This window comes from Nocardia miyunensis NBRC 108239 (assembly GCF_001613065.1).
GTDB classification, from domain to species: Bacteria; Actinomycetota; Actinomycetes; order Mycobacteriales; family Mycobacteriaceae; genus Nocardia; species Nocardia miyunensis.
This window is the reverse complement of sequence record NZ_BDBQ01000082.1, coordinates 57,041-83,849: the sequence shown is the minus strand read 5'-3', so window position 1 is coordinate 83,849 and position 26,809 is coordinate 57,041. Positions and strand designations below refer to the sequence as shown.

28 protein-coding genes are annotated in these 26,809 nt (G+C 66.9%); 20 read left to right on the top strand and 8 right to left on the bottom strand.

The genetic code is table 11. The features are described 5' to 3' along the window. Nucleotides 1-80 precede the first annotated feature (80 nt). On the top strand, nucleotides 81-575 hold the full coding sequence (locus NM2_RS33160) for a GNAT family N-acetyltransferase (RefSeq protein WP_067677180.1): 495 nt from the start codon (nucleotides 81-83) through the stop codon (nucleotides 573-575). Nucleotides 576-710: 135 nt separating this feature from the next. Here the strand turns inward: NM2_RS33160 and NM2_RS33155 are convergent, their stop codons facing one another. Further along, nucleotides 711-1,361: a TetR/AcrR family transcriptional regulator gene (locus NM2_RS33155; protein WP_067677201.1), complete on the bottom strand. Its 651-nt coding sequence runs from the start codon at nucleotides 1,359-1,361 to the stop codon at nucleotides 711-713. Nucleotides 1,362-2,147: 786 nt separating this feature from the next. Between NM2_RS33155 and NM2_RS33150 the strand changes: the two genes are divergently transcribed. The 9 genes from NM2_RS33150 (at nucleotide 2,148) to NM2_RS33110 (ending at nucleotide 10,923) form a co-directional block, all read left to right on the top strand. Continuing rightward, nucleotides 2,148-3,071, top strand: a complete 924-nt coding sequence (locus NM2_RS33150; RefSeq protein WP_067677199.1) for an HpcH/HpaI aldolase/citrate lyase family protein — start codon at nucleotides 2,148-2,150, stop codon at nucleotides 3,069-3,071. Further along, nucleotides 3,068-3,826: an SDR family NAD(P)-dependent oxidoreductase gene (locus tag NM2_RS33145; protein ID WP_067677178.1), complete on the top strand. Its 759-nt coding sequence runs from the start codon at nucleotides 3,068-3,070 to the stop codon at nucleotides 3,824-3,826. Before NM2_RS33150 ends, NM2_RS33145 begins: the two co-directional genes overlap by 4 nt. Nucleotides 3,827-3,831: 5 nt before the next feature. Further along, entirely contained in the window at nucleotides 3,832-4,794 is a 963-nt protein-coding gene (locus NM2_RS33140) for a TIGR03621 family F420-dependent LLM class oxidoreductase (protein WP_067677197.1), read from the top strand. 62 nt (nucleotides 4,795-4,856) lie between these two features. Continuing rightward, complete coding sequence (locus tag NM2_RS33135) at nucleotides 4,857-5,735, top strand: enoyl-CoA hydratase/isomerase family protein (RefSeq protein WP_067677176.1); 879 nt, start codon at nucleotides 4,857-4,859, stop codon at nucleotides 5,733-5,735. Between the two features lie 15 nt (nucleotides 5,736-5,750). Then, nucleotides 5,751-6,941 carry a CaiB/BaiF CoA transferase family protein gene (locus NM2_RS33130; protein WP_067677174.1) on the top strand — a complete coding sequence of 397 codons (1,191 nt, stop codon included), beginning with the start codon at nucleotides 5,751-5,753 and terminating at the stop codon, nucleotides 6,939-6,941. Nucleotides 6,942-6,996: 55 nt separating this feature from the next. Then, nucleotides 6,997-8,286 (top strand): aromatic ring-hydroxylating oxygenase subunit alpha, encoded by a 1,290-nt coding sequence (locus NM2_RS33125; RefSeq protein WP_067677172.1) that lies wholly within the window; start codon nucleotides 6,997-6,999, stop codon nucleotides 8,284-8,286. Nucleotides 8,287-8,299: 13 nt separating this feature from the next. Further along, nucleotides 8,300-8,635: a hypothetical protein gene (locus NM2_RS33120; protein WP_067677170.1), complete on the top strand. Its 336-nt coding sequence runs from the start codon at nucleotides 8,300-8,302 to the stop codon at nucleotides 8,633-8,635. An 8-nt stretch (nucleotides 8,636-8,643) separates the two neighbouring features. Next, nucleotides 8,644-9,408 (top strand): SDR family NAD(P)-dependent oxidoreductase, encoded by a 765-nt coding sequence (locus NM2_RS33115; RefSeq protein ID WP_067677168.1) that lies wholly within the window; start codon nucleotides 8,644-8,646, stop codon nucleotides 9,406-9,408. 24 nt (nucleotides 9,409-9,432) lie between these two features. Further along, nucleotides 9,433-10,923, top strand: coding sequence for an aldehyde dehydrogenase family protein (locus NM2_RS33110; RefSeq protein WP_067677166.1), 1,491 nt, complete (start codon nucleotides 9,433-9,435; stop codon nucleotides 10,921-10,923). A gap of 52 nt (nucleotides 10,924-10,975) precedes the next feature. Here the strand turns inward: NM2_RS33110 and NM2_RS33105 are convergent, their stop codons facing one another. Beyond that, nucleotides 10,976-11,629 carry a TetR/AcrR family transcriptional regulator gene (locus tag NM2_RS33105; RefSeq protein ID WP_067677164.1) on the bottom strand — a complete coding sequence of 218 codons (654 nt, stop codon included), beginning with the start codon at nucleotides 11,627-11,629 and terminating at the stop codon, nucleotides 10,976-10,978. 389 nt (nucleotides 11,630-12,018) lie between these two features. Between NM2_RS33105 and NM2_RS33100 the strand changes: the two genes are divergently transcribed. Then, nucleotides 12,019-12,729 (top strand): hypothetical protein, encoded by a 711-nt coding sequence (locus NM2_RS33100; RefSeq protein WP_067677162.1) that lies wholly within the window; start codon nucleotides 12,019-12,021, stop codon nucleotides 12,727-12,729. Here the strand turns inward: NM2_RS33100 and NM2_RS33095 are convergent. The 3 genes from NM2_RS33095 to NM2_RS33085 form a co-directional block, all read right to left on the bottom strand. Continuing rightward, nucleotides 12,711-13,313 (bottom strand): TetR/AcrR family transcriptional regulator, encoded by a 603-nt coding sequence (locus NM2_RS33095; protein ID WP_218026041.1) that lies wholly within the window; start codon nucleotides 13,311-13,313, stop codon nucleotides 12,711-12,713. The two genes, NM2_RS33100 and NM2_RS33095, sit on opposite strands and share 19 nt — an antisense overlap. Before the next feature lie 192 nt (nucleotides 13,314-13,505). Continuing rightward, nucleotides 13,506-13,835, bottom strand: coding sequence for a hypothetical protein (locus NM2_RS33090; RefSeq protein WP_067677158.1), 330 nt, complete (start codon nucleotides 13,833-13,835; stop codon nucleotides 13,506-13,508). Nucleotides 13,836-13,885: 50 nt separating this feature from the next. Next, a complete protein-coding gene (locus NM2_RS33085; protein WP_067677156.1) occupies nucleotides 13,886-14,773 on the bottom strand; it encodes an NAD(P)-dependent oxidoreductase in 888 nt (295 codons plus the stop codon). Between the two features lie 158 nt (nucleotides 14,774-14,931). Between NM2_RS33085 and NM2_RS33080 the strand changes: the two genes are divergently transcribed. The 4 genes from NM2_RS33080 (at nucleotide 14,932) to NM2_RS33065 (ending at nucleotide 18,075) form a co-directional block, all read left to right on the top strand. Beyond that, entirely contained in the window at nucleotides 14,932-15,546 is a 615-nt protein-coding gene (locus tag NM2_RS33080; protein WP_067677154.1) for a TetR/AcrR family transcriptional regulator, read from the top strand. A gap of 78 nt (nucleotides 15,547-15,624) precedes the next feature. Further along, the gene (locus tag NM2_RS33075; protein ID WP_245718330.1) at nucleotides 15,625-16,614 is read left to right on the top strand and encodes a LysR family transcriptional regulator; all 990 of its coding nucleotides are present in this window, start codon (nucleotides 15,625-15,627) and stop codon (nucleotides 16,612-16,614) included. A 190-nt stretch (nucleotides 16,615-16,804) separates the two neighbouring features. Further along, complete coding sequence (locus NM2_RS49530; RefSeq protein ID WP_157121453.1) at nucleotides 16,805-17,296, top strand: hypothetical protein; 492 nt, start codon at nucleotides 16,805-16,807, stop codon at nucleotides 17,294-17,296. Between the two features lie 50 nt (nucleotides 17,297-17,346). Continuing rightward, nucleotides 17,347-18,075 carry a hypothetical protein gene (locus NM2_RS33065; RefSeq protein ID WP_157121452.1) on the top strand — a complete coding sequence of 243 codons (729 nt, stop codon included), beginning with the start codon at nucleotides 17,347-17,349 and terminating at the stop codon, nucleotides 18,073-18,075. A 124-nt stretch (nucleotides 18,076-18,199) separates the two neighbouring features. On the opposite strand, the gene NM2_RS33060 is transcribed toward NM2_RS33065, so the two are convergent. Genes NM2_RS33060 through NM2_RS33050 form a run of 3 tightly spaced genes read right to left on the bottom strand, consistent with a single transcriptional unit; the run spans nucleotide 18,200 to nucleotide 21,388 of the window. Continuing rightward, a complete protein-coding gene (locus NM2_RS33060; RefSeq protein ID WP_067677146.1) occupies nucleotides 18,200-19,033 on the bottom strand; it encodes an enoyl-CoA hydratase/isomerase family protein in 834 nt (277 codons plus the stop codon). 20 nt (nucleotides 19,034-19,053) lie between these two features. Further along, nucleotides 19,054-19,935, bottom strand: coding sequence for a TIGR03619 family F420-dependent LLM class oxidoreductase (locus NM2_RS33055; RefSeq protein ID WP_067677144.1), 882 nt, complete (start codon nucleotides 19,933-19,935; stop codon nucleotides 19,054-19,056). Between the two features lie 16 nt (nucleotides 19,936-19,951). After that, nucleotides 19,952-21,388: an aldehyde dehydrogenase family protein gene (locus NM2_RS33050; protein ID WP_439956953.1), complete on the bottom strand. Its 1,437-nt coding sequence runs from the start codon at nucleotides 21,386-21,388 to the stop codon at nucleotides 19,952-19,954. Nucleotides 21,389-21,543: 155 nt separating this feature from the next. On the opposite strand from NM2_RS33050, the gene NM2_RS33045 reads away from it, so the two are divergent. From NM2_RS33045 to NM2_RS33025, 5 genes are all read left to right on the top strand, one after another. Then, nucleotides 21,544-21,798 (top strand): hypothetical protein, encoded by a 255-nt coding sequence (locus NM2_RS33045; RefSeq protein WP_067677140.1) that lies wholly within the window; start codon nucleotides 21,544-21,546, stop codon nucleotides 21,796-21,798. Nucleotides 21,799-22,087: 289 nt separating this feature from the next. Then, nucleotides 22,088-23,020: a LysR family transcriptional regulator gene (locus tag NM2_RS33040; protein ID WP_067677138.1), complete on the top strand. Its 933-nt coding sequence runs from the start codon at nucleotides 22,088-22,090 to the stop codon at nucleotides 23,018-23,020. A gap of 88 nt (nucleotides 23,021-23,108) precedes the next feature. Continuing rightward, a complete protein-coding gene (locus tag NM2_RS33035; RefSeq protein ID WP_245718329.1) occupies nucleotides 23,109-24,791 on the top strand; it encodes an AMP-dependent synthetase/ligase in 1,683 nt (560 codons plus the stop codon). Between the two features lie 143 nt (nucleotides 24,792-24,934). After that, a complete protein-coding gene (locus NM2_RS33030; protein ID WP_067677136.1) occupies nucleotides 24,935-26,188 on the top strand; it encodes an NAD(P)/FAD-dependent oxidoreductase in 1,254 nt (417 codons plus the stop codon). Then, entirely contained in the window at nucleotides 26,185-26,790 is a 606-nt protein-coding gene (locus NM2_RS33025) for an SGNH/GDSL hydrolase family protein (RefSeq protein ID WP_067677134.1), read from the top strand. The genes NM2_RS33030 and NM2_RS33025 overlap by 4 nt, the downstream gene beginning before the upstream one ends. The last annotated feature ends 19 nt before the right edge of the window (nucleotides 26,791-26,809 follow it).

Here is a 26,809-nt window from a genome sequence, read left to right as displayed (position 1 = left end):
GCCTCTTGACATAAAGGGGAGCCATGAGGGGATGTCGACGAAGTACGCCGAGGCGCTGGGCCCGAGATAGCCTCGGCTGTGTGGTGATACGCGAGTGCGAGGAGCAGGATCTCGAGTTGCTGGAACGGTATCTGCCCACAGGTCGCAATCGCGCGCATGCGGCGCACTTCCGGCGCCAGCGCGACGGACATTGGAGCCTGTTGATCGCTTGGGTCGACGAGATCCCCTGTGGCACTTGTGTCATCAGCTGGACTGGTCCGATGCACCACGATGTGCGCGCCGCACTGCCCGATTGTGCGGAACTGTGTTTTCTCCAGGTTGCGCCGCGGGCACGTAACCAGGGGATCGGCACGGCGCTCGTCTCGGCCGTCGAAGAACGCGCAATGGCTCGCGGCCTGCCTCGTGTCGGCCTGGGCGTCGACACCGCCAACCCGGATGCCGCCCGCCTGTACCAAAGACTCGGGTATGACGACACCGGACTGACCTCGACCACCGAATACACCCTGTGGGATGAATCGGGGGAAGGACATGACCTGGTGGAGATCGACCGTTTCCTCGTGAAAGAACTCGGCTGACATCTCGAGAACGCGAAACCTCATCCGACCACGTATCGGCATCGGCATGAACGTGCGTCGGGAAGCGATGTCGGACAACCGGTTCGGACGATCAAGCGACGCGCGCCATGCGGCAGAATTGTGTATTCGGCTGATCTACGGGCGGGAGTCGTCTTCGGGCTCGTCCGCACGCGGCCGGGCCGGGAGGATCTCCCGCGACCAGGGCTTCCCCTCGAACAACCGCACGAAATCCTCGGCGAATTCGGCCAATTCGCGGTGGCCCAGGGTGATGCCCAGGCTCGATTCGTTGACCAGGGTCGCGCCCAGGCTGCTGATCACCACCGACATCATCGCGGGCGACAGACCCTCGACGTCGAAACCGCGACTGCGCAGGATGACGGTCAGCGCGGTGAGCTGACTTTCCCGGTATCGCTCGGCGTAGGCGGCGATCTCGGCGCGGATGTCCTTGCGGTGGTTGGCCAGCGCCATGAATTCCATCAGCAGTGCGGTGCCGCGGGCGTCGGTGGCCGTCTCCCAGAGCGCGCGCATCGGATTATCCGAGGTCAGGGCCTTCCGCTGACGTTCGAGATTGGCCTCGGCGCCCTTGCGGAAGACGGCCAGGAACAGGTCGTCCAGGGAAGGGAAGTAGTAGTAGACGAGGGCGGGATTCACGCCGACCTTGGCCGCGACGCGCCGGGTGGTGGCCCCCGCGTAGCCCTCTTCCAGCATGAGTTCGGCGGTTGCCTCGATCAGTTGATCGCGGGTGTCCGTGTCGTCGCCGCGGCGACGCTTGCGCGGTGCGCTGATAGCACTACCTTCTTTCATGGCCGGGACCTCCGGGGAATGCTTGGTGCCTCATAGGGCTGCCTCGCAACGGTCGTCCGTTGCCATCACGCCCGTCTCGATCCCGCTCACGACTCCACCTCGCCGGCGCTCGGCTCCGGGGTACGCGGTGCGCGCTGTGCTGTCGGTTCGCTCGCAAGCTCGCTCACGTGACCGAATCTATCAACAGGCGGTTGCTCACCTGCCCGGCGGCGGTGGCTACACACGCGGGTCCGACTGCTAAGCGATCGTTTAAAAATGAGTCCTCCCAGGGGGGTCGTGTTGCGGGAGTTATCCATATAAACCCAGGTGAAACGTGTCTGAGGAGTGGGAACCAATCGCCCACGATTGACATGATTCGAAGATAGGTGTTAAACAGATGTTGAGCAAGCGGCGTCCGAGCGGCAGGGTCTACAGCTCCCCGATCGGCCCCGGCTCCGATCCGCTTGCAGCACTTCAAAGAGGTTGTAGTGCACAGTTTTTCAGCACCATGGAGGTCGATCCTGTGGTTTCCGTCGAATGTCTCGAAGGTTCTGTGGGGCAACGAATACTGATCGACCGATTAGCATTCGTGATACCCCGCAGGTCGCGGGCGGCCGTTGCCCCGGCGCGACCGTGGTCGTCGCCGACCGCATGCGTCCGGCCGTGGGCGCGCTGGCGATACCCGAGAGCGGCGTGCTGCGGCACGCCGTCGACCTCGCCTCGGCCCGCCGCGCGCACGGCGACGAACGCAGTCGAGTGGATCGCGAAATGACCGGCGCGACAACGAGAATGGCCCGAGCCCGGCGCTCCGAGCTGGCGACCCCGGCGAGCAACGAGTCCATGTGCGCCGCTGCGGCACGGTCCGGTGCGGATCTGGTGTTCCTGGACCTCGAGGATGCCTGCGCCCCGTCCGCGAAGGAGGCCGCGCGGGGGATCGCGGTGCGCGCGTTCACCGGCCTGGACTGGGGTCGCACCACCCGCGCGGTCCGCATCAACGGGCTGGACACGCCGTGGTGCCACGACGACCTGATCGAGGTGGTCACCGGCGCTCGTGAGCGCCTGGACGTGGTCATCATCCCCAAGGCGCGGTCCGGCCGCGACGTGTGGTGGGTGGACGTCCTGCTCACTCAGCTGGAGATCAAACTCGGCCTGTCCCATCGCATCGGGCTGGAAGTGCTGATCGAGGAGGCGGAGGGTCTGCTCAACGCCGCCGAGATCGCCACGGCCAGCTCGCGCCTCGAGGCGATCATCTTCGGCGTCGGCGATCTGTCCGCATCACTGCACGCCCGGGTGGGTGGAAATTTCCGGCCCGAACCGGGCACGTATCCGGGCGATTTCTGGCACGCCGAGCGGGTGCAGGTGCTCGCGGCGGGCCGCGCGGCCGGAATCGACGTCATCGACTCGCCGTATCCGGACTACGCCGACGCGGACGGCTACCGCGCCGACGCCGCACATGCCGCGGCCCTGGGATTCGACGGCAAATGGGCGATCCACCCGAGCCAGGTGCCGATCGCCAACGCGGTGTTCACCCCGACCGCCGACGAAATCGACCGTGCGCGAACGCTTGTCGAGGGTTACCGCGCGGCGCAGCGGGACGGCGTCGGCGCGATCGGGCAATCCGGTCAGCTCGTGGACGCCGGTCATCTCCGCCTCGCCGAGAACGTCCTGGCCAAGGCCGCACTCGCACAGATCGAAAGTGGTGTCGCACGATGAGCGATTCGACGCACGGGGGACGCCTGGCCGGAAAGGTCGCGGTGATCACGGGAGCCGGATCGGGCATCGGCCGGGCCAGTGCGCTGCTGTTCGCTCGCGAGGGAGCGCAGGTGGTCTGCGGGGATATCAGTGGCAGACAGGACAAGACCGCCGCCGATATCGGCGATGCCGCGATTGCTGTCCAGGTCGATGTCGCGAAATCCGCTGAGGTGCAACGGATGATCGACACCGCGGTGAATTCGTTCGGGCGTTTGGACGTGCTGTTCAACAATGCGGGAATGAGTGGCGATCGCGGTCCGATCGCGGAACTGGACGAGAACTCGTTCGACACCGTCGTCGCGGTCAATCTCAAGGGCGCCTTCCTCGGCATGAAGTACGCCATCCCGAAGATGCTGGCCTCGGGCGGCGGATCGGTGATCAACACGGCCTCGGCCTCGGCACTGGTCGGCTGGAAGGGCATCGCGGCCTATGCCGCCGCGAAGGGCGGAATCGTGCAGCTCACCAAATCCGCCGCGCTGGACTATGCGACCCAGAACATCCGGGTCAACGCGATCTGCCCCGGAATGACGTGGACCGGATTGGCCAATGCTCCCGAGGACAGTGATCCGCCGACCGATATCGTGCCACCGCAGCCGATGAAGCGATGGGGTAGGGCGGACGAATTGGCTTCGGCCGCATTGTTTCTCGCCAGCGACGAGGCGTCATTCATCACCGGAACCGCGATACCGGTCGACGGTGGATACGTGGCCAGGTGAATGCGATGACCAGACCCTTCCGCTTCGCGGTCCAGGCCACCAAGGCGACCTCGGCCGCGCAATGGCGGGATACCGCGACGCGTATCGAGGACGCCGGATATTCCACGTTGTTCCTGGCCGATCACTATCTCGGTAAGGGTCCGGCGGCCCAGGCCGCCAAATGGCCGCCGCAACATCTGGCCCCGATCGCGGCGATGGCCGTCGCGGCGGCGGTGACCGGCTCGCTGCGGGTCGGCTGCCGGGTGTTCTGCGCCGACTACCACGTCCCGGGCGTGCTGATGAAGGAGGCGGCCACGTTGGACCTGCTGTCCGACGGGCGTCTGGAATTCGGCATCGGCGGCGGCTGGAGCGAATACGAGTACCGGGCCATGGGTGTGCCGTTCGGCCCCGGCCCGCAACGGATTTCGAAACTCGAGGAGGTCGTCGCGCTGTTCAAGGCGCACTGCGCGGGCGCGCCGCTGGACCTCGACGGTGAATACGTCACCGCGCGCGACTACGCGGGATTGCCGCTGCCCGTGCAGAAACCGCACCCGCCGATAATGATCGGCGGCGGCCGCAAGCGGGTGCTGTCCCTGGCCGGACGGGAAGCGGACATCGTCAGCATCAACAATGTTCCGTTCGACCCGGTCGACGCCGCCGGACGGACGCCGCGGCAGGAGGCGGTGCGGCGGCTGGGATTCGTGCGGGACGGGGCCGGAGATCGCTTCGCGCGCCTGGATATCGAGAGTTCCCCGTTCTTCACCGCGGTCACCGACGACCCGGCCGCCGCGCTGGACCGGATCGCTTCGCTTCTGCGCATCCCCGCGGGCGGTCTCGGCGATCATCCGAACGTCCTGGTCGGCACGGTCGAACAGATCGTCGATCTGCTGCTCGAGCGGCGAGAGATCTTCGGGGCCAACTACATCAGCGTGCAGCAGGGCGAATTCGAGGCGTTCGCGCCCGTCGTCGCGGCGTTGCACGGCAAATAGCGAAAGGCGCACTCGCCCACCGCTTCTCACGGCCGGGCGAGAGAAACTTCGGAAGGAACGACATGGTCAAGCGTTCGCGCTACAGCGAATACAAGGATCGCTACCGGAACTACCGCTTCGAGCTCAGCGATGACGGCATTCTGCTGATGCAGTGCCACACCGACGGCGGCTCACTGGTGTGGGACTGGAAGGCGCACGACGATATGGCCGACGCCTTCGCCGATGTCGCGGGCGACCGCGAGATCAAGGTGCTCATCCACACCGGCACGGGGGAGAACTACAACGCCGACTGGGGATTCATGCCCGACGGCTCGCCCATAGATCCGCCGATCTATCAGGCCATGCCGGGCGATCGGGGACTGTGGAAGCTGGATGAAAAGGCCTGGTACAACCGCAATCTCATGTTCAACGTGCTGAATGTGGACGTGCCGATGATCAGCGCGGTGAACGGCCCGTGCAATATCCACTCCGAGGTCCCGCTGATGGGCGATATCGTGCTCGCCTCGGAAGACGCTTGGTTCCAGGATGTTTCGCACTTCCCGCGCGGACAGGTCCCCGGTGACGGGCAGCATGTGATCTGGAACTTCCTGGTCGGTCACAATCGCGGCCGTTATCTGCTGCTGACCGGCAAGAAGCTCGCGGCGCGCGAGGCGCTGGACTGGGGTGCGGTCGCCGAGGTGCATCCGAAGGACCAAGTGCTGGACCGGGCTTGGGAACTCGCCCGCGAACTGGTGAAACGCCCGCCGCTGACGCTGCGCTACACCCGCCAGCTGTTCACCCACGAACTCAAACGCGCCTTCCTCGATCAGATGGGGCAGGGCATCGGTTTCGAGACCTACGCGCAGCGCGGGTTCTTCCCGGCCGGGGGCCGGATGGCGGCGCTGGACCGGGCCTGGGACGACAAGCCCTGGTCCACCTCCGATCAGCCTGATACGCAATAGGTTTCGAGGTACATCATGCACGCGCTCGACGGGATCCGGGTGCTGGATCTGGGCACCTATATCGCTGGACCGTACTGTGCCACGGTGCTGGGTGAATTCGGGGCCGAGATCATCAAGATAGAACGGCCCGGCACCGGCGATCATCTGCGCCGCTTCGGCACCGAGACCGACTGCGGCGACACCCTGGTCTGGCTCAGCGAGGCGCGGAACAAACGCTCGGTGACACTGGATCTCGGCGATCCGCGCGGACGAGAACTGTTGCGGGAGTTGATCGCCGGCGCGGATGTGGTGATCGAGAACTTCCGGCCCGGCGTGATGGAGCGTTGGGACCTGGGCTACGAGGACATCCGGCGGCTCAATCCCCGGGCGATCATGCTGCGGGTCTCGGCCTACGGACAATCCGGCCCGCTGGCCGACCAACCCGGATTCGCGCGGGTCGCACACGCCTACGCCGGACTCTCGCTGCTGGCCGGTGAGCCGGGCGGCACACCGGTCACACCCGGATCCACCTCGCTCGGCGACTATCTGACCGGTCTCTACGGCGTCATCGGCGTGCTGCTGGCGCTGCGGGCCCGGGAAGCGACCGGCCGTGGACAGTGCGTCGATCTCGCGCTGTACGAGGCGATCTTCCGGGTGCTGGACGAGATCGCGCCCGCTTATCAGCAATTCGGCTTCGTCCGCGAGCGGATGGGCGCGGACACCGTGAACGTGGTGCCGCACAGTCACTTTTCCACGGCGGACGACCGCTGGATCGCCATCGCGTGTTCGAACGACGAGATGTTCGCCCGGTTGTCGACGGCGATGGGCCGCCCCGAACTGGCCGCTGCGGACCGCTTCGGCCGCAAGGCTTCTCGTTTGGAGGCCCGCGACGAGGTGAACGCGCTGGTGGCGAACTGGGTCGCCACACTGTCTCGCGACGAGGTGCTCGCACGCTGCCGCGGCTCCGAAGTCCCCGCGGGGCCGCTGAATTCGATCGCCGACATCTTCGAGGACCCGCAGTTCGCCCACCGCGGCACGATCACCCGGACCGATTCGCGCATCGGACCGCTGTCGGTGCCGGACGTCCTGCCGAAACTGTCCGAAACCCCGGGCGAGATCCGTTGGCTCGGGCCCGGTTTGGGCGCGGACACCGACGAGGTACTCGGCGCGCTGCTGCACCGCACCGCCGAGGAGATCGCCCACCTGCGCGACGCGAGCGTCATCTGAACCCTTCTTCAGGACCACGACTGTCCGAACCACGACAAGTCAGAAAGGTTGTGTCATGGCAATTCAGGAGAAACTCACCACCGGGCGCGGCAAGTTCACGCCCGAATATCCGGAGCTCGGCACCGGCCCGGTCGATTACGACGACGCGGTGTCCGAGGAGTTCTTCCGGGCCGAACGGGAGGCGGTGTTCAAGCGGTCGTGGCTGAAAGTCGGACGGATGGAACAACTTCCACGCACCGGCAGCTACTTCACCCGGGAACTGCCCGGCCTCGGCTCGATCGTGATCGTGCGGCAGGCCGACGGCACCGTCAAGGCGCTGCACAACGTGTGCGCGCACCGCGGCAACAAGGTGGTGTGGCAGGAGCATCCGGCCGAGGAGACCGCGGGCTCCTGCCGCGTGTTCACCTGCAAATACCACGGCTGGCGCTACGGCCTGGACGGCAAGGTCGCGCACGTCACCAACGAGGACCAGTTCTTCGACCTGGACAAGGGCGCCCTGGGCATGCCGGAGTTGCACTGCGACACCTGGGCCGGGTTCGTCTTCGTGAATTTCGATCCGCACGCCCAGCCGCTGCGCACCTTCCTCGGCCCGAAGTTCACCGAGGTGGAGAGCTACCCGTTCGAGAGGCTGACCGAGCGCTACGCCTACAAGACCCGGGTCAAGGGCAACTGGAAGTTGTCGATCGACACGATTCTGGAGTGGTACCACCCGCCGTACGTGCACGGCCGGTTCATCAATCCGGATGTGTCGAAGGCGGAGAAATTGGTGCCGCCGCCGGACGCGTATTACTACGACCTGTTCACCTCGCACATGCTGAACTCGGTGCCCGGCCCGCCGCAGCTGCCGCCGCGCGCCCCCGGCGAGCTGGGCCCGGCGAAGCGGGATCAGCGCTGGATCTACAAGCTGTTGCGGGCAGGTTTGTTCGGCCCCGACGACGTCGCCGACCTCGGGCCCCTGCCGGACGTGCTGAACCCCGGCCGGATCAAGTCCTGGGGCAACGACGCCTACTGGTTGTTCCCGAACTTCTCGGTGCAGATCTGGGCCCGCAATTTCTACATCACCTACCAGTACTGGCCCGAAGCGGTCGACTCGCACACCTACGAGCTCGACATCTACTTCACGCCGCCGCGCAACGCCACCGAACGCCTGGCGCAGGAGATGACCGCGCAGACCACCATCGAATTCGCGATGCAGGACTCGAACACCGTCGAGGCCACGCATTCGGCGCTGGCGACCGGCGCCAACCGGCAATTCCACCTGTCGGATCAGGAATTGATGATCCGCAACTTCCACAAGGTCATCCGGGACACGGTGGCCGCCCACCAGTCCCTCGACAAGAAATAAGCAGGAGCATCCGATGACGACTACGGTTCTCCCCGAAGCATTCCGCGACCTGGAACCCTATGTCGGCGAGTGGGCCAAGCCCACCCGGCAGGAGCGGTACGACACCCGGCTCGCGAGCACCATCGAACAACTCGACGCGTTCTACGACGCCATCGCCCCGCACGCCGAGGCGGCCATCGACCACCTCAACACGTTCGAGCTGAACGAACTGCCCGAGGCCGAGACCCGGCTGCTGTGGCTGATGTATTCGCTGGTGATGGTCTCCTATCCGGTGAACGTCTTCAAGCAGCCGCGTATCCCAGATTCCGGCGCTTCGTTCTTCGACACCGTGTCCGAACCCGCGGTGTGAGGCCGGATATGGGACATACGGTTGGCGGGCGGGTTGCCGTCGTTACCGGCGGCGGTTCCGGAATCGGCCGGGCGATCGCACATCGACTGGCCGAGAACGGGTTTCAGATCGCGATCCTGGATCTGAACGGTACGGCCGCGAAGCAGGTCGCCGAGGAGATCCGCGCGGCGGGGCATCGGGCCTCGGCCTTCGGCGAGGTCGACATCTCCTCGCGCGATCAGGTCGAGGCCGCGATGGAGCGGGTGCGCGCGGAACTCGGGCCGATCCTGGTCCTGGTGAACAACGCGGGCCTGACCGGTTTCAAGAAGTTCCTGCACATCACCGACGAGATCTGGCGGCGGACGCTGGCGGTCAATCTGGACGGCACGTTCTACTGCTGCCGGGCCGCCGTTCCGGACATGCTGGCCGCCGGGTGGGGGCGGATCATCAATATCTCCTCCTCCAGCGCCCATTCCGGTCAGCAGTTCATGAGTCACTACGTCGCGGCCAAGGCCGGGGTCATCGGGTTGACGAAATCCCTTGCGCTGGAACTGGGTCCGTCCGGGATCACGGTGAACACGATTCCGCCCGGCTTCGTGGACACCCCCATGCTGCGCGATTCCGAGAGCCACGGGCTGCTCGGCGGCACGGTGGATCACCACGCCGAACTCACCCCCGTGCGCCGCGCGGGCCGGCCCGAGGACATCGCCGCCGCCTGCGCATTCCTCGTCTCGGAGGACGCCGGGTACGTCACCGGGCAGGTACTGGGCGTCAACGGTGGCCGAAATACCTGAGTACGAACATCTTTGGAGACGATCATGACCACGAACCGATCAGCGACGCCCGCCGCGGACGGTGGCGCGCCGAAGGCCGATCGACAACTGTTGATCGGCGGACGGCCCGTCGACGCCGAACGGACCTATCCGTCGTACAACCCGGCCACCGAGGCCGTGGTGGGATACGCCCCCGATGCCACGGTGAACGATGCCCATCTCGCGATCGCCGCGGCGCGGGCGGCATTCGACACCGGGACCTGGGCGACCGATACCGGGCTGCGCATCCGATGCCTCGAACAATTGCATGCGGCCTTGACCGATCACGTCGAGGAACTCCGCGAACTCACCATCGCCGAGGTCGGCGCCACGCTGTCGCTCACTCGCGCAGCGCAATTGGAGGATCCGATCAAGATCGTGCGCTACTACGCCGATCTGCTGAAGACGTACTCCTTCACCGAGGATCTCGGCCCGGTCGAATATCTCGGCCAGCAGCACCGGCGCTGGGTGGAGCGGGAGGCCGCGGGTGTGGTGTCGGCGATCATCGCCTACAACTACCCGAATCAGCTGGCACTGGCGAAACTCGCGCCCGCGCTGGCCGCCGGGTGCACCGTCGTGCTGAAGGCGGCGCCGGCCGCCCCGCTGATCACCCTCGCCCTGGGCGAGATCATCCGGAAATACACCGACATTCCGCCCGGTGTGGTGAATGTCCTCTCCTCACAAGAGGTTTCGGTCGGCGAGGCGTTGACCACCCATCCGGACGTGGACCTGATCACCTTCACCGGGTCGACAGCGGTGGGCCGCTCGATCATGTCCGCGGCCGGGAACGGCCTCAAGCGCGTGTTCCTGGAACTGGGCGGCAAATCGGCCGCGATCGCGCTCGACGACGCCGATTACCGGGGCGTCGGGCAGTACGCGGCATTCGCCGCCACACTCAACGCCGGGCAGGCGTGCGCGCTCACCACGCGCCTGCTGGCGCCGCGCGCGGACCACGATGCCGTCGTCGAACTCGTCGCCGCAAATATGGCCCGGGTGCGTTTCGGCGATCCGAACGATCGCAAGACCTATATGGGCCCGCTGATCAGCGAGGCACAGCGTGACAAGGTCGACGGACTGGTCCGGCGTGCCGTGGCCGAGGGCGCGAAACTCGTGACCGGCGGTGCGAAGGCCGGGCCCGGATACTTCTACGAGCCCACCCTGCTCGCGGGCGTCGATCCGGACAGCGAGATCGCCCAGGAGGAGGTGTTCGGCCCGGTGCTGGCGGTGATCGCGCACGACGGCGACGACGACGCCGTCCGCATCGCGAACAACTCCGCCTACGGCCTGTCCGGCGCGGTGTTCAGCGCCGACCACGATCGCGCCCTCGCGGTGGCCCGCCGAGTCCGCACCGGCACCTTCAGCATCAACGGCGGCAACTATTTCTTCCCCGACGCACCTTTCGGCGGATACAAACAATCCGGCATCGGCCGGGAGATGGGAGTCGCGGGTCTGGAGGAATTTCTCGAACGCAAAACCCTGGCCGCTGTACTCGGCTGAGCCGCACGTCCCGAAAACCGCTGCGGCCGGACCTCTTCCGGCCGCGGTGGGGTCACTTCTTCGTGAAACCGCGGGCGCAGAAGTCCCAGACCTCCGCGCCGGTGACCGGGTACTGGGTCTCGTTCTCCGGATCTTCCGCGGACTGCGCGCTGAACATGACGGTCTGCATGACCATCGCGGCCATGCGCCGGGGCACGACGTCCTTGCGCAGTTGCCCGTCCTGTCTGGCCTCGTCCATCAGTTCGGTGAACAGCGTGAGCACCGGGGTGTGCGCGAGTTTCACCTGAGCGGGGTGCGTGACCAGCAGCTGCGGTGCGAAATCGGTGAACAGCGGCCGGCGCGCGGTCGGATCCGGGCGGCACAGTTCGAACAGCAGCTCGATGACGATCCGGAGGCGCTCCACCGGGTCGGCGGTATTCGTGGCCGCGACGCGCAGCTGTTCGGCGGTGCGGACCAGGGAGTCCTCGAACAGTGCCAGCAGCAGTTCGTGTTTGCTGTCGAACTGCAGGTAGAAGCTGCGAAGGGACTGCCGGGAGCGGTCGACGACCTCCTGGACGGTGAAGTCGGTGCTGCCCTTCTCGGTGATCAGCGCCTGCGCGGCGTCGAGGAAGCGCTGCACCCGCTGTTCCGCGCGTATCTTGGCGGTGCGCAGGGACCGCTCGACCGCCCGTTGCTTCCAGCCCGGTTCTTCGATGGGGCTTGTCACGGATGAACCTGTTCCTTCTCGCTTGTGCAGAACATTGCTGCACTGTACCGGAGAATGTGATGTCGACTCGCTGCAATCCTGCCACAGTTGATCTCCATCACAGAGACTCATATTCTCCCATTCGGAGAATTATATTACCAAAGTGGTCCGGCGAGATGGCCGTTCGAAGCTGTTGTGTGACAGGTTCGAAGTTCTTCGTTGAGAGCCTTGTCACACTGCCCGTATGCGTTCTATGGTGGTGACCAACCTACTTGAGAGTTAGTAGGTTTGCTCGGAGGAGGAATGCGGTCCAGCCCACCGTCAGGTTCCCCCGCCTTCCCGGCCTGGTCGGGACGTAACGCCGACCGTCGAGGCGGCGCAGTGTCACTCATCAACCGGATGGAATTCATATGGTTGCTCGATCCCTCGATGTCATCGACCCGGGTGTAAGCGCGATCCGCTCGGCCGCCGATGCGCGAGCCCATGCCTGCAAGCACCGGCTGCGGTACCGGGTGGCGATCGTCGCCCCGACCGTCGTCGACGCCGTGCGCAGCGCGGGGGGCTGGATTCTCGATCGGGTCATGGCGGGCTGGGAGGTCACCGTCATGGTGCCGGACCTCGGGGATCCGGCTCCGCTGCAGATCCTGGGCGCGATCGTGCTGAATCTCGAGGACGCGCTCGGCTCCCCAGCGGACGCCATCCGGATCTGGCCGGACGAACTCGTCGTCGCCGCAACGGTATTGGAATCCGATGCCCGGATACGCGACAGCGTGACGGCCAATCTCGAGGCACACGCCGACGAGATCATGTTCTGGGGTGACGGCGCGGACGAATCCGACGGCCGCGTGCGCGGTGTGGAGCATCGGTTGTCCGCTGCGGCCAGAGCGTTCAAAGCCCGAGCGCTGGTACTGGCCGGGGAGTCGCCAGAGTCGGTGCCGAGCGTCGAGATCTTCCATCGCCGCGGTCCGCTGAGCGGGTGTGTGGCCGAGCTGGTCCAGTTGAGTTCGTGGCCGCGGCGTGCGGGCCGGGCGCTCGATCGGATCGGCTCGGACGTCGAGCCGAATCGCGGCGGTGACGCCGTGATCATCGATATCGCGCGGGGTCACCGCTCGGTGCGGTGACCCCCGAACGCGGCCAGGCAGAACGACCACAGGCGTTCGGCGATATCGCCGGTGTCGGCGGTGGCGGGCGCGAACGCGTAGTGGTGGAACACCGACATCAGGAGTTCGGCCGCCAGCCACGCGTCGGCGGCGGGGTCGGCGGGGTGCAGCAGATTCTCCTGCGCCGCGTTGCGCAGTTCCTGCTCGAGGAGGTCCGCGAAGAGTTGGTTGGCGCGGGCCATCTCGGCGGGGAACAACTGATACAGCCGCCAGTGTTCGGCGGTGATGAATCGCGGTGCGGTACCGGCGTCGTCCAGCGAGCGCAGGGCGGAGACGATGTAGAAGTGCAAGCGGGACACCGGATCCGGCAGTTCCCGCGCGGCCTCGGAGATCCTGGCCACCGCCTCGATCTGGATGTCCTCGAAGACGGCCAGCAGTAGTTGGTCCTTGCTCTCGAAATGCCGGTAGAAGGTTTGCAGGGCGATGCCCGCTTCCTTGGACAGCTGCTGTGTGGTGAAACCGGACCCCTCGGTCTCGAGCAGCCGCCGAGCCGCGCCGACGATCGCCTGCGCCTGCTCGATGCTGCGCAGGCGCGAGCGCTGCACCGACCGTGACCGTGCCGCGGCGCGATCGGCCCACGCCGGTGTGTCGCGCGAGACCGGAGAATCCGGTGGGACCACGGCGGACCTGCCTTTCGGACGGGCTGAGCCTGGAAACCTTACTCTCGCTCCGTGCGCGAAAAGACCCACGGGGTCCGTGGATCCCGTGGGCCGGATGCCGCGGATGCCGGCGATCCGCTACGCGGTCGCGGCCGCGATATTCGAACGATGCTGGGGGAGATGGGTTTTCGGGCTCCTTCGGCTCATCGTCGGTTGCGGGCGGGTCATCGGGGTGACGGTCACCGGGCCGCTCCAGCCGCAGGGCTGCCCGCAGGTGGCGATGTTCTCCGAGCCAGTGCTGCCGTCCTGGTAGGTGTGCGCGAGGTGAGCCGCGGTGGCGGGATATCCGCACCGCGGGCATTTGCCGAAGTAGTCGAGGATCTCGGTGACCGAGGAGTGGATCGGCGAGCCGGGGTCGGTGCGGTGGCCCAGGCGGGTGGGGGACGAGCTGATTTCGACGGTTGTCATGAGAACTCCAGAATGTAGTAAATGCGTTGGGGTGACATATGTTTCGACGGTCAGGGGGTGCGGGGGCGGTTCACCCAGCGGGCGATGTCGGTCTGGTCGGCGGCGGGATCCAGGTCCGCGGCCGCGTGGCTCCACAGCTCGACCGCTCGCTCGCCCAGTGCCGCGGGCGCGCCGACCGATCTGGCCAGATCCGTCGCGATCCGCATGTCCTTGAGCATGAGGGCCAGGGCGAAGCCGGAGTCGTAGGTCTCGGGCAGGATGTTCTGCGGGAATTTGAGCTGGGTGGCGGCGCTGCGGCCGCTCGCGGCGTTGATCGTCTCGATGATGACGCCCGGGTCGACGCCGAATCGGCGACCCGCGGCGACCCCTTCGGCCGCGGCCAGCAGATTCGTGGCGGCGAGCAGATTGTTGATCGCCTTCACCGCGTGTCCCGCGCCGGTCGCGCCGACGTGCCGGACCGTGCCCAGGGGTGCGATGACCGGCCGGACCGCGGCGATCACGTCATCCGGGCCGCCGGCCATGATCGTCAACGTCCCGGCCCGCGCACCCCGCACGCCACCGGAAACCGGTGCGTCCAGCAGTGGCAGTGCGCGTTCGGCCAAGGCGGCGGCCAGCTTTCGGGTCGACTCCGGTTCCGACGAGCTCATATCGATCACCGGGGTGCCGGGCTTCAGGGCGTCGAGCAGCGCCGTATCGCCGAGTACGGACTCCACGACCCGGGAACCGGGCAGCATGAGGATGAGGTAGTCGACGCCGTCGGCCGCTTCGGCCGCCGTGGCGGCGGCACGTCCCCCCGCCTCGACCAGATCCGCCCGGGCCGCCTCGACCGGATCGAAGCCGATCACCTCGGATCCTGCGGCCACCAGGCGCTGGGACATGCGCGAGCCCATGGTGCCCAGGCCGATGAACGCGATGCGGTCCGTGCGGTGCTCACCCATGACCGGCTCCCTTCCCGATATTTCGGTTCTATCATACCGAGAATATGGTTCTCTCCGGCAAGATGTTTTCTTCTCGACTGCGTGGGAGCGTCCGTCTTGTGACGTCGATGCCGTAGACCTACTGTTGAGTCGGTAAGTTCGCCTAGTGAAGGAGTTCGGTGCCCGAACGCGAGCCGTCCCGGCCCTACCAGGCGCTGCTCGCCAAAGGGGAGCAGCGGCGTTCGCGGATCCTGGTGGTCGCGCAGCGACTGCTCACGCGCTACGGGTGGCGCAACACCACGCTCGCGCAGATCGCGGAGAAGGCGGGCGTCACCCGCGCGGGACTGCTGCATCACTTCGAATCGAAGGACCAGTTGTTGCGCGCGGTGCTCGATGCCCGTGATGACGACGACGAGCGGCATGCCGACCTGGGCGGTGACGTCATCGCCGGAATCGAGAACGTCGTCGAACGCTTTCGCCGCTCGCCCGATCTGATCGGCATGTACACCGTGCTGCTGGCCGAGAATCTCGATCCCGACGCGCCGCTGCGCGGTCGTCTGCTCGATCGTCACCGCGGCGCCCTCGACTTCATCGCCGAGGGTATTCGGCGAGGTCAGCGTGCCGGACGCTTCCGCACCGATATCGATCCGGCCGTGAAGGCCGTCGAGGTGGCCGCGTTCCTGAGCGGCATGGAGACCATCTGGCTGCTGGATCCCTCGGTCTCGTTGGACGAGGTGTTCCACAGTTACGCCCGCGCGCTCGAGCATGAGCTCGCCCGGGTGGACATGCGCTGAACTTGTGCCGCAAGGCGATTCGCCGTCCGCGACTTTTGTAGAACATCCATGCGGTATAGAGAGAATATAATTCTCTGGATGTCTGATCAGGAGCAGCGCATGGATCTCAAACAGCTCAAGGCGCTGGTCACCGTGGCGGAGGTGGGGAGCGTGACCCGCGCGGCCGAACTGTTGCACCTGGTCCAGCCCGCGGTGACGCGCCAGATTCGCACGTTGGAACACGAACTGGGCGTCGAGTTGTTCGAGCGCAGCCACACCGGTATGCGGTTGACCGATGCGGGCGCGGTGATGGTGGAGCGGGCCGGACGCGCGCTTCGCGAGTTGGGCCGGGCTCGCGCGGAGATCACGCCGCCGCCGGGTGTGGTGGGCGGTCTGGTAACCGTCGGCCTGCTCGAGAGTTCGGTCGATCTGATCGCGAGCAGGTTGGCCGCGGCGGTGCTGGACGGTTATCCCGGGATCGAATTGCGTATTCTCACAGCGTATTCCGGCCATCTGCAACGCTGGATGGACGACGGCGATCTCGATCTGAGCCTGCTCTACAACCTGTCCGACTCGCCCTCGCTGAATGTCGCGCCGCTGGTCAGCGAGCAGCTGTGGGCCGTGGCTACCGCGGATGCGGGACTGTGTGCGAATCGGCCGGTGGCACTGGCCGAGGTCGCGGCGCATCCGGTGGTGATGCCCGCGTCCGGACACGCGCTGCGGGTGCTGATCGATGCGGCGGCGGCGAAGGCGGACGTCATCTTCGATATCGGGGTGCAGACCAATTCGATGCATCTGCAGAAGTCGCTGGTCATCGACGGGCGCGGCTGGACGATCCTGCCCGCGGCGGGCATCGTCGACGACGTGGCCGCGGGCAGATTGAGCGCTGCGCCGTTGCGGCAGCCCGAGATTCGGCGATTGATCGTGCTGGGCATCCCGCGAACCGGGCGGATGCCCGCCGCGGTCGACATCGTCTCGCAGGAGCTCGTTCGCGCGACGCGCGAGGCCGTCTGCGAGGGCAGGTGGCTCTCGGCGCAATGGTGCGGCGATCCCGACGCGGTGCAGTCGACGCGTCCGCGCCAGGGGTGAGATGATCGCCCGAGCGGAGCACCCGGGTGCGGGCATGCCGATCTCGTATGGGTGCATAGCAATTTTTCATTTTTCAACACCAGGCCTCATCGCTCATTATTCTCCGTGTAGGAGAATCGAATTTCCGAATATTTGCTCGCACGCACGATGAGGATCTGCGACGATGTATCACATTTCTCGAACCACGGCTATGGCCGCAATGATATTTGCGGCGACGGTGATCTCCGCAGGCGCAGCGAATGCCGATGCGGTGAACCCGGCACAATCCACGCCGGAATCGAATCCCTCGGTTTCCCTCGGTAATTCACCGCAGACCGCACCGGCGGCGCCGGTCGATCCGGGAGCCGAGTACATGAAGGCCTTCGACGGTGTCGCGGGCGCTTTCTCGAACGATTCCACCGTGGGACGCGTCGTCGGCACCACGGCCGGTGTAGTGGTCGGATGCGTGGTCGGCGGCGTAACCGGAGGGTCGCTGTTCATAGTCACCGCCGCGCTCACGCCCGTGGGTGTCGTCGGTGGATGCGTCATCGGCGCCGCCGCGCTGGGATTCGTCGGCGGGACGGTCGGCAGTATGATTTCCGGATCGCCCGCGACCGTGAACGCATTGAATCAGCAATATCAATCGCTGCACTCCAAAGGGCTCATCGCTGCGCCGGTCCCGATGCAGAATGCGGCACAGTAGATTTTCATTTTTCGTCAGATTTGCCGAACTAGTCACAATGTGAGTAAAAAATGACATTCAAAAATCGGGGAGCGGCGGTAACCGCGTTGACCGCCATGGCAGTGGTCGCGGCCGCCGGTGTCGCGAACGCCGATGCCGGCGTGCCCGCGGGCCCGGCGAAAACTCCCACCGTCGCCACCGACGTCGCGCCCGGCGTTCGATACAGCGACGATCTGGCCACCGGTCTGGCACTACTGCGCACCCCGTTCGGGACGGTGGCCGTCCAGGGCGGGCAGTTCGGTATCCAGGACGCGACCGGTCACACCCTGGCCGGGGCAGCGATTCCGGCGGCCGCTCCGGCGGCGCAATCGGCCGCCGCGCCCGTCACGCAGGTCGCCGCACCGGCCCAACCGGCCGCGACGCAACCAGCTCCGGCGCAGCAGCCGCCCGACACGATGTCCGACCTGAATCAGGCTGTGGAAGCGGCCAATCCGCACATGGGCATGGCGATGGGCGTGGGCTCACTGGCCGGTTCCATCGTCGGCGCCGCCCTCGGCTGTCCGTTCGGCGTCGCGACCGGCGGAACGCTCCTGTCGCTGGCGACGGCCGGGACCATGACCCTCCCGGCGTTCGCCGCCACCTGCCTGGTGGGCGCGGTCGCGGTCGGCGGTGTTGGCGCGCTGGTCGGCGGTGTCGCGCTGGCCATTCCGGTCGGCATCGCCGCGGGAGCGCAGAAGTTCAACGAATTGCAGGCCCAGCATCACGCCCCGCCCGTGCCCGCGGGTCCGGCCAACGGCTGAGCCGAATTCGTTGCCCGCGTGGGTGATCCGGTGCGCGTCGCTCGCGGGAGCGACCCGATGCCGGACACCGCGCGGGAAGGCCCGGTGCGGACGCCCGCACCGGGCCGCAGGCGTTTCGGGCGATTCACAGCCGCCCGTCCAGCCGCAGAGCGGGGTGTACCCAGTCCGGTGAGCGGCGTTCCTTGAATGCCCGGAAGCCTTCGGCCGCTTCGGGTTTGCGCAGACTCGCCTGCATGCCGATGCGGTCGTAGAGGCCCAGATAGTTGTCCAGACTCGATTTGACCGCCGCCCGCGCGTTCGGAGCGGTGCGACAGCACTGCGCGAGAACCTCCCGGGCGGTCCCGATCAGCTCCTCGTGCGGGACGACGCGGGCGATCATGCCCCAGTCCAGCGCCTCGTGCGCGGTCAGGGTGCGGCCGGTCAACATCAGGTCGCGGGTGCGCACCGGCCCGATCAGGCGGGCCAGCATCTGGCTGTAGTACGTGTCGGCGATCCCGCGATAGAGCTCGGGCACCCGGAAGGTGGCGCGTTCGCTGACCACGGCCATGTCGGCGCACAGCGCGATCTGCAACCCGCCGCCCTGGCACAGTCCGTTCACGGCCGCCACCACCGGTTTCGCGGACTGGCGCAAGGTCTCGAACGGCAGTGCGTCCATGCCCAGCGCAGCGCCGAACGTCATCCAGTTGTCCCGGCCGCCGCCGCCCATATCGCCGCCGGGAGCGAAGACGTCGCCCGTGCCGGTGATCAGCAGCCCGGCCAGATCCGGATCCGAGCCGACGTGATTGACCGCGTACTTGATGCCGAAATACATCGCCGGGGTCATCGCATTGCGCGCCTCGGGCCGATCGAGTGTGCAGACCCCGAACGGGCCCTCCCGGGTGAACCGCAGATACGGCGTGCCCAGCCAATCACCCTCCGGTGGTCTCGGGTCCTGTTGTGCAGTAAGGGTTTCCGTCATCGGATCTCCTTCGTGGATAACTAGGACATCCTGGACAGGATGTTCTCGGCGAATCGTTCGATCTGCGGGCGGTAGCGGTCGTCGGCCGAGCCGCCGGTCTCATCGGGCGGCTGTGCCGTTCTCGCCCAGGGGCTGCACATCACCGCCGTCACGCCGAGGTCCTCGGCGCGTTTGAACAGATCGACCGACTGTGCCTCGCGGAATGCGAACATGATCTCGAAAGGGTCACTCTCGCGGCCGTATTCGCGTCGCAGCGCGGTGAGCCGCCCGACCTTTTCCACGGCCTCGTCCCAGGTGTAGGCGCTGCCGACCCACCCGTCGCACAATCGCGCCGCGCGCCGCAACGCGGCCTCCGACTCACCGCCGCACATGATCGGAACCGGTCCCGGCGGATGCGGTTCGATCATCAATTCCGGTATGCGGTAATGCTTTCCGGTCCAGGACACCCAGCCGCCGCGCCACAGTTCCGGGAGCGCCTCGATCATCTCGTCGAGGCGTTTGCCGCGCGTGGTGAACTCCTGACCCATCAGCTCGAACTCTTCGCGCATCCAGCCCGCGCCGACGCTCAGCGCCACTCGGCCGTCGGCGATCACCGCGGCTGTCGCCACCTGTTTCGCCACCTCGAGCAGCGGGCGGGCCGGTGCGACGTAGACGGCGTTGGTGAACCGGATCCGTTGTGTCACAGCGGCCATCGCGCCGATGAGCACCCAGGAGTCGGGCCAGGCGGTATCGGGCGTCCACATCGGCTTGCCGGTGGGGGAGGGATACGGCGAGGTCAGCTCGCGCGGATAGATCAGGTGATCGGAGACGACGATCCCGTCGAATCCGGCCTCATCGAGTATGCGCGCCAACGCGATCGCGTCCGCGGTCGGTGTGAACGCGGTGCCGGTCCAGAATTTCACCACGGTGCCTATCGGCTCAGGCGGGCATGCCGACGGTCTTGGATTCCAGGTATTCCTTGAAACCCTCGTCGCCGTTGCGCCGCCCGAGCCCGGATTGTTTGATGCCACCGAACGGGCTGCGGATGCCGAAGTGGCTCCTGCCGTTGACCGTGACGTTGCCGGTGCGCATGCGCCGCGCCACCGATAGCGCACGGTCCACATCGGCGCCGGACACCTCGCCGGACAGTCCGTAGATGGAGTTGTTCGCGATCGCGACGGCCTCGTCCTCGGTGTCGTAGGGCGTCACGGTCAGGACGGGGCCGAAGATCTCCTCCTGTGCCACACGGGAATTCGGGTCCACGTCGGCGAGCAGCGTGGGCTGTACGTAGTAGCCGACGGGCAGGTTCTCCGGCACGCTGCCGCCGGTGACAACCCTTGCGCCCGAATCGATCCCGGACTGGATCAGGCCGAAGACCTTCTCGCGCTGCGTCTGGCTGATCTGCGGGCCCTGCATGACGCCCGGCGTCCACGGGTCGCCGACCGGGAAGTTCGCCATACTCGTCTCGAGGATTGCCAGACCTTCGTCATAGCGTTTGCGGGGCAACAGGATTCGCGAGGGCAGAATGCAGGACTGGCCGCTCATGACGCATGCCATCATCGCCGCCAACGGCAGCGATGCGGACAGGTCGGCGTCGTCGAGCACGATATGCGCGGATTTGCCGCCCAGTTCGAGCAGCGTCTTCTTCACCGTCGCCGCGGCGGCCGCCAGGATCGCCCTGCCGGTCGCGGTGGAGCCGGTGAAGGTGATCATGTCCACTCGCGGGTCCGCGCTCAGCGCCGCACCGACCTCGTTCGCGTTGGAGGTCACGACGTTGAACACGCCCGCCGGAATGTCGGTCTCCTCGGCGACGATGCGGCCCAGCTCGCTGCCCGACCACGGCGTGAGCTGGGCGGGCTTGAGCACGACGGTGTTACCGGCCATCAACGCGGGCACCGTCTCGGCGATGTTCAGGTAGAACGGCACATTCCACGGCGTGATGGCGCCCACCACGCCCGCGGGCTCGTAGAAGATCTTGCGCAGCGCCGGACCCATCGGCGTGTCGTGCACGCCGTTGTCGGCCACGTATTCGAAGGCGCGCCCGTGCTCGGCCCAGTGCCGCACCTCGTCGATCGGCTCATCGACCTGACTGCGCGAGACGCTGACCGGACACCCGACCTCGGTCACCACGATCCGCCGCAGCTGCTCCTTGTGCCGCTCCAGCGCGTCGGCCAATTGGATCAAGCAGTGGTACCGGAACTCCACGTCCCGCGCCCAGTCGGTGGTGTCGAACGCCCGCCGAGCCGCCCCCACCGCCCGCTCCATATCGCCCACGGTCCCGTCGGCGGCCTGCCCGACGACCTTCTCGGTCGCGGGATGAACCACATCGAACCTGCCGCCACCGGCCGCGACCTGCAGCTCCCCATCGATGAGCATCCGCTCGTCCCCGGTGGCCACACCCGTCTCGTTCTCCGCGCTGGTCACTTCGGCCCTCTCCTCGTAGCGGCAATTAGGTTTCCAATTACTGAGAATAATATTCTCAGTACGAGTCTCGTGGCGCTTCCGGCTCGATTCGCCGAACGGGTCGATCGATGAGAGTCCGCGCGCTGCTGCAACTGCGGCACCAGCGGATGCATGAGGTACTGGCCGCGGCCGATGCGCCGGACGCCGATCACCTCGCGCGCTTGCTCGTGGCGGTGAACCAGTCGCTGGCCGTGATGCATTGCGGCGGAACCTCGCCGGACGAACTGCGCGCAACCGACCACACGGCTCGCGCCACACTCGAGGGCGCGCTGACTGTCCTCGAGGGGAGTGACGCGAATCACCCTCCGGTGTGCGGGAGCTGACTTGAACCTTTGATCACGGCATCCGTGCCACAACTGTGCGTTCGACCAGTTCGAGTACGACCTCGAATCGCCCGTGTCACACGAGGTTCGGGCGGTCGCCGGGGTCGCGGCGGCGGGAGATCTGTGATTGTATTGACTGCCGCGCTCCCGGGGGTCTGTGCAGCGGGGCGGGGCCGGTGCGGCGGGTGGTTCACGGGTTGGCAACGCAGACGCAGCCTGCCGGGAAAGTGTGATTCATCCTCAGTTACCTGTCCGGGCTACCGTGCTGGGTACACGGAGGGAGCCGGCTGTGGAGATCCGACATCTCATCTCGTTCATCGCCATCGCCGAAGAATTGCACTTCGGCCGCGCAGCCCAGCGCCTTCACCTGACTCAGCCCAGTCTGAGTGCGCAGCTTCAGAAGCTGGAGAAATCACTCGGCGTGCAGCTGGTCGCACGCAACTCGCACGAGGTCCGGTTGACCGCGGCCGGACTGGAATTCGAGAGCCAGGCCCGTCAGATCGTCGCCCAGCTGGAGCGGGCGGCACGTTCGGCGCGGGCCACCGCGGCGGGCCGGGCGGGCACCCTCAACATCGGGTACAACCTGCCGGCCAGCCGCCATGTGCTGCCGGAGGCGCTGGCCCGGATGACCGACGAGCATCCCGACATCGTTGTGTCGTTGTGGGAGAAGCGAACCGGTCCGCAAATGGCCGGACTCTCGGACGGTTCACTGGACATCGCGCTCGTGTACGGACACCCCAGTACCGCCGAGTTCCGTTACCGGCGACTGCTGCACCGGGTGCCCCTGGTGGCGGTGGTGGGCCGGCGGCATCGCTGGGCGGACCGCCGCGGGGTCCGGTTCGCCGAGTTGGCGAGCCAGCAGTGCGTGCTGTTCGCGCGGGATCAGTGTCCGGCGATGTACGACTCGATCCTGCGGGCCGCGGCCGACAACGGCATCTCGCTGACCGTCGCCCAGGTGGCCGACGATCCGGGGGCGACCGCGCACATGGTCTCGGTGCGCCCGCTGGTCGGGTTCGCCTCGCTGCCGCGTGCCATCTCGATGGGGATGGTCGTGCCGGGTAACGCCTCGGTGGCGGTGAAACTGCTGGATCCCGTACCTACTCTCGATCTGTACGCGGTGTGGAGTGCGGAGGAGACGAATCCGGCCGTCTCGCTGTTTCTGGATTGTGTGGATTTCCCCGATGTACCGGAGATCGATACTGCCCCGCCGATTTCGGCCTGACCACTTCGATAGCCCCTGACATTCGCGCGGTAGAAACCGCACTCGCGGCCGGGACAGGATATGTCGTCGCCGAGAAGAATTCGAAGCCGTGAATACAGTCTCTGGCATCGAGATATCGGTCACCGAGGGCGGCATCGCGCCCGCGAATTTCGAAAGTTTGTACTCGATCGTTTCCGACGGCGCCCGGCGGGATCCGCACCGGCTGTCGCTCGGTTACCCGGACGGGACGGTGCTGACCCGGGCGGAGGTCGACAGCAGGGTCCGGGCCCTGGCCTCGGCGCTGGCCGAACGTGGTGTGCGGCAAGGGGATCGGGTCGCGATCCTGGGCCGCACGAGTGTGGAATGGGCGCTGCTGGATTGCGCGGTGCTGGCGCTGGGCGCGATCGTCGTCCCGATCTACCCGACCTCCTCGCCCAGCCAGATCGAGCACATCCTGACCGACAGCGGCAGTACCTTCTTCGCGGCCGAGACCGAGGACGACGTGGCGCGCCTGCTGGCCGTCGGCGCGCGTGCGGTGTGGACGTTCACCCGGATCGCCGACTGGGCCGTCAGGGAGCCTGCGATCGCCACCCCGGCGGACGAGCCGCTCGCGGAGATCCGGGCCGACGACCTGGCCATGATCGTGTACACCAGCGGCACCACGGGATTGTCCAAGGGCTGCATGATCACTCACCGCAACATGTACACCTCGGCGGCCAATACCGTGCGCCAGACCGGGTCGGTGTTCGGCGGGACGACCGTGCTGGCGCTGCCGCTCTCGCACGTCTTCGGCCAGACCATGCTGTTCGCGTGCCTGTTCGGCGGCACCGAAACCTATCTGCTGCCGGGGATTCCGGATCTGGTCCCGGCGCTGGCCCGGCTGCGGCCCACCTTCCTGCCGCTGATTCCCTACGGGCTGGAGAAGATTCGCAAACACTGCCGGACGCTGCTCGCCGAGGATGCGGAGCGCGACGCCGTGACGCGCGGTCTGGAACTGCTGCGCAGGCGCGATCCGGCGCCGCCGGTGGAACCGGTGGCGGCGGCCCTGGGCGGACGGTTGCGGTACGTGATCTGCGGCGGTGCGTCGCTGGACGATTCGACGGCCGGTTTCTACGCCGGTGTCGGGGTGGTGATCCTGAACTGCTACGGCCTCACCGAGGCGGCCACCGCGGTCACCGTCAGCGCGCCGGAGACCAACCGGCTGGGCACCGTGGGCCGCCCCATTCCCGGCACCGCGGTCGGCATCGCCCCCGAGGACGGGGAGGTGCTCGTGCGCGGCCCGCACGTGACGCCCGGCTACTGGGGGGCGGCGCAGGAGCAGCGGCCCGTCGATGCCGACGGCTGGCTGCACACCGGCGACATCGGCGAACTCGACGACGGGTATCTGCGAATCACCGGGCGCAAGAAGGAGATTCTGGTGACCTCGGGGGGTAAGAACGTCGCCCCGACCCCGCTGGAGGACCGGGTGCGCCTGCACCCGCTGGTCAGCAACTGCATCGTGCTGGGTGACGGCCGCGCCTACGTCACCGCGCTGGTCACCCTGGACGCCGAGCGCGCCGAGCAGTGGCGCGCCGAACATCCGGACGCCGATCCGGCCACTGCCGTGCAGGCGGCGGTGGACGAGGCCAACGAACTGGTCTCCCGGGCGGAATCGATTCGCGCGTTCCGGATCGTCGCGGGTGATTTCACGATCGCGAACGGATTGCTGACCTCGTCGTTGAAACTGCGTCGCGCCGCCATCGCCGAGGCGTATGCCGACGATATCCGACAACTTTATGTTGCGCGTGAGTGAACCTGCCGAAAATCGTCGAGAAATTTCTCCGGTGCGATAGCCGGGACCGATCGGCCGATGAATTGCAGTGGCCGCCGGTAGTTCTCGGACGACGTTGCGAACAAACTCGAAATCGGAATTCTTCTACCGAAAGTGATGGGCACATGTACGACGTCATCGTGGTCGGAACTCGCGTCGCGGGGGCACCGCTTGCCATGCTGCTGGCGCGTAAGGGATACCGCGTGCTCGCCGTGGACCGCGCCACCTTCCCGAGCGACACCGTCTCCACTCACTACATCCACCAGGCGGGCCTGAGCCTGCTGAAGTCGTGGGGGCTGCTGGACCAGCTGGTCGCCACCGGCTGCCCGCCCGTGCGGCACCTGAACTTCACCTACACCGACATCGTGATCAGCGGTTTCGCCGACACGTCGGCCGACGGCATCGACGCCGTCTACTGCCCGCGCCGCACCGTGCTGGACAGGCTGCTGGTGGACGCCGCGCGCGGCGCGGGGGCCGAGGTGATCGAGGGATTCACCGTCACCGGACTGGAATTCGACGGCGACCGGGTCACCGGCCTGCGCGGCCGCGGCGGCGAGGGCCCCGAGCGGAAGTTCGAGGCGAAGCTGGTGATCGGCGCGGACGGCGCCAACTCGACGGTCGCCAAGCAGGTCGGCGCGCAGGTCTACGAGGGCTCGCCCGCGGCGTGCTTCGTGTTCTACTCCTACTACGAGGGCGTCGACTGGGGGATGCAGCACCGCACCGGTTTCGGTGAGCAGCAGTTCGCCTCCTGGCCCACCCACGACGGCCAGGCCCTGGTGGCGGTCATGCGCAAGCGCGACCGGTTCCGGGAGTTCCGGGCCGACCCGGACGCCGGTGTGCAGGAGATCGTGGATCAGGTCGATCCGGAAATCGGTGCGCGACTGCGGGATACGGGCAAGCGGGTGGAGCCGTTCCGGCCGATGCTGTACCCGGACAACTACCGCCGCCAGTCCTTCGGACCGGGCTGGGCGCTGGTCGGCGACGCCGGATACCACAAGGACCCGTTCACCGGCTGGGGCATCACCGACGCCTTCAAGTACGCCCAGCTGCTGTCGGATCTGGTGGACGAGAGCCTGTCCGGGGTGCGGCCGTTCGAGCAGACCCTGCCCGAGTACCAGCGCGAGCGCGACGCGCAGAGCGCCAGCACTTACGAACTGACACAGAGCATTTCGGAGCTGTCGCTGACCCCGTACTACGACTCGGTGTTCCGCGCGACCAGCATGAGCCCGGACTACTCCACCAAGTTCTTCGGCCTGATCGCGGGCCTGTACTCGCCGGACAAGTTCTTCGGCGAGGCCGAGCTGGCGGAGCTGTACGAGAAGGTCGGCTTCCCCTCGGATCGCCGGCACCTGACCCGCGACGCGGGAGTACCGGCATGACCGGGGTGGCGTTCACCGCGATCGGTGACAGCTTCGTCGAGGGTCGCGGAGATGTGCGGCCGGACGGCGCTTTTCGTGGTTGGGTGCCGCGGCTGGGCAGTCAGCTCGGCCTGCGGGGCGGGGCCATCCGCAATCTGGGCGTCCACGGCGCTACCACCTCGACCGTGGTGGAGCGGCAGCTGCCCGCCGCGGTGTCCGCGCGGGCGACGGTGTACGGCGTGGTCGTCGGGGTGAACGATCTGGTCAGCGACTACGACCGGAATCGCTTCGCGGACAACCTCGCCACCGTCTTCAGCACGCTGAATCGCAGCGGCGCAACAGTTTTCACCGCCACCTACCCGGATATTCCGGCGCGGCTGCCGGTTCCGGACCGATTCCGGGACCTGCTGCGCGAGCGGTTCGCCTACGCCAACTCCGCGCTGGCCGAGGTGACCGACCGGACCGGAACCCTGCTGATCGATATCGCGGCCCGCTCGGAGTGGGCCCGGCCGGAGATGTGGACCGAGGACGGGCTGCACCCCAGTTCGCTGGGACATCGCGTCTTCGCGGCCGCTGCGGCCGACGCGATCTCGTCGACCACCGCCACCACCGTGGCCGCCTGACGCGGCCTACCAGGTTCGA

Bases quoted from the DNA above. Each gene is read 5' to 3' on its own strand.
- NM2_RS33140 (WP_067677197.1), top strand. From the start codon at position 3,832: ATGACCAGACCCTTCCGCTTCGCGGTCCAGGCCACCAAGGCGACCTCG.
- NM2_RS33030 (WP_067677136.1), top strand. From the start codon at position 24,935: ATGTACGACGTCATCGTGGTCGGAACTCGCGTCGCGGGGGCACCGCTT.
- NM2_RS33125 (WP_067677172.1), top strand. From the start codon at position 6,997: ATGGCAATTCAGGAGAAACTCACCACCGGGCGCGGCAAGTTCACGCCC.
- NM2_RS33025 (WP_067677134.1), top strand. From the start codon at position 26,185: ATGACCGGGGTGGCGTTCACCGCGATCGGTGACAGCTTCGTCGAGGGT.
- NM2_RS33065 (WP_157121452.1), top strand. From the start codon at position 17,347: ATGACATTCAAAAATCGGGGAGCGGCGGTAACCGCGTTGACCGCCATG.
- NM2_RS33120 (WP_067677170.1), top strand. From the start codon at position 8,300: ATGACGACTACGGTTCTCCCCGAAGCATTCCGCGACCTGGAACCCTAT.
- NM2_RS33150 (WP_067677199.1), top strand. From the start codon at position 2,148: ATGGCCCGAGCCCGGCGCTCCGAGCTGGCGACCCCGGCGAGCAACGAG.
- NM2_RS33130 (WP_067677174.1), top strand. From the start codon at position 5,751: ATGCACGCGCTCGACGGGATCCGGGTGCTGGATCTGGGCACCTATATC.
- NM2_RS49530 (WP_157121453.1), top strand. From the start codon at position 16,805: ATGGCCGCAATGATATTTGCGGCGACGGTGATCTCCGCAGGCGCAGCG.
- NM2_RS33050 (WP_439956953.1), bottom strand. From the start codon at position 21,388: ATGCTCATCGATGGGGAGCTGCAGGTCGCGGCCGGTGGCGGCAGGTTC.
- NM2_RS33075 (WP_245718330.1), top strand. From the start codon at position 15,625: ATGTCTGATCAGGAGCAGCGCATGGATCTCAAACAGCTCAAGGCGCTG.
- NM2_RS33060 (WP_067677146.1), bottom strand. From the start codon at position 19,033: ATGACGGAAACCCTTACTGCACAACAGGACCCGAGACCACCGGAGGGT.
- NM2_RS33085 (WP_067677156.1), bottom strand. From the start codon at position 14,773: ATGGGTGAGCACCGCACGGACCGCATCGCGTTCATCGGCCTGGGCACC.
- NM2_RS33145 (WP_067677178.1), top strand. From the start codon at position 3,068: ATGAGCGATTCGACGCACGGGGGACGCCTGGCCGGAAAGGTCGCGGTG.
- NM2_RS33090 (WP_067677158.1), bottom strand. From the start codon at position 13,835: ATGACAACCGTCGAAATCAGCTCGTCCCCCACCCGCCTGGGCCACCGC.
- NM2_RS33135 (WP_067677176.1), top strand. From the start codon at position 4,857: ATGGTCAAGCGTTCGCGCTACAGCGAATACAAGGATCGCTACCGGAAC.
- NM2_RS33110 (WP_067677166.1), top strand. From the start codon at position 9,433: ATGACCACGAACCGATCAGCGACGCCCGCCGCGGACGGTGGCGCGCCG.
- NM2_RS33115 (WP_067677168.1), top strand. From the start codon at position 8,644: ATGGGACATACGGTTGGCGGGCGGGTTGCCGTCGTTACCGGCGGCGGT.
- NM2_RS33045 (WP_067677140.1), top strand. From the start codon at position 21,544: ATGAGAGTCCGCGCGCTGCTGCAACTGCGGCACCAGCGGATGCATGAG.
- NM2_RS33100 (WP_067677162.1), top strand. From the start codon at position 12,019: ATGGTTGCTCGATCCCTCGATGTCATCGACCCGGGTGTAAGCGCGATC.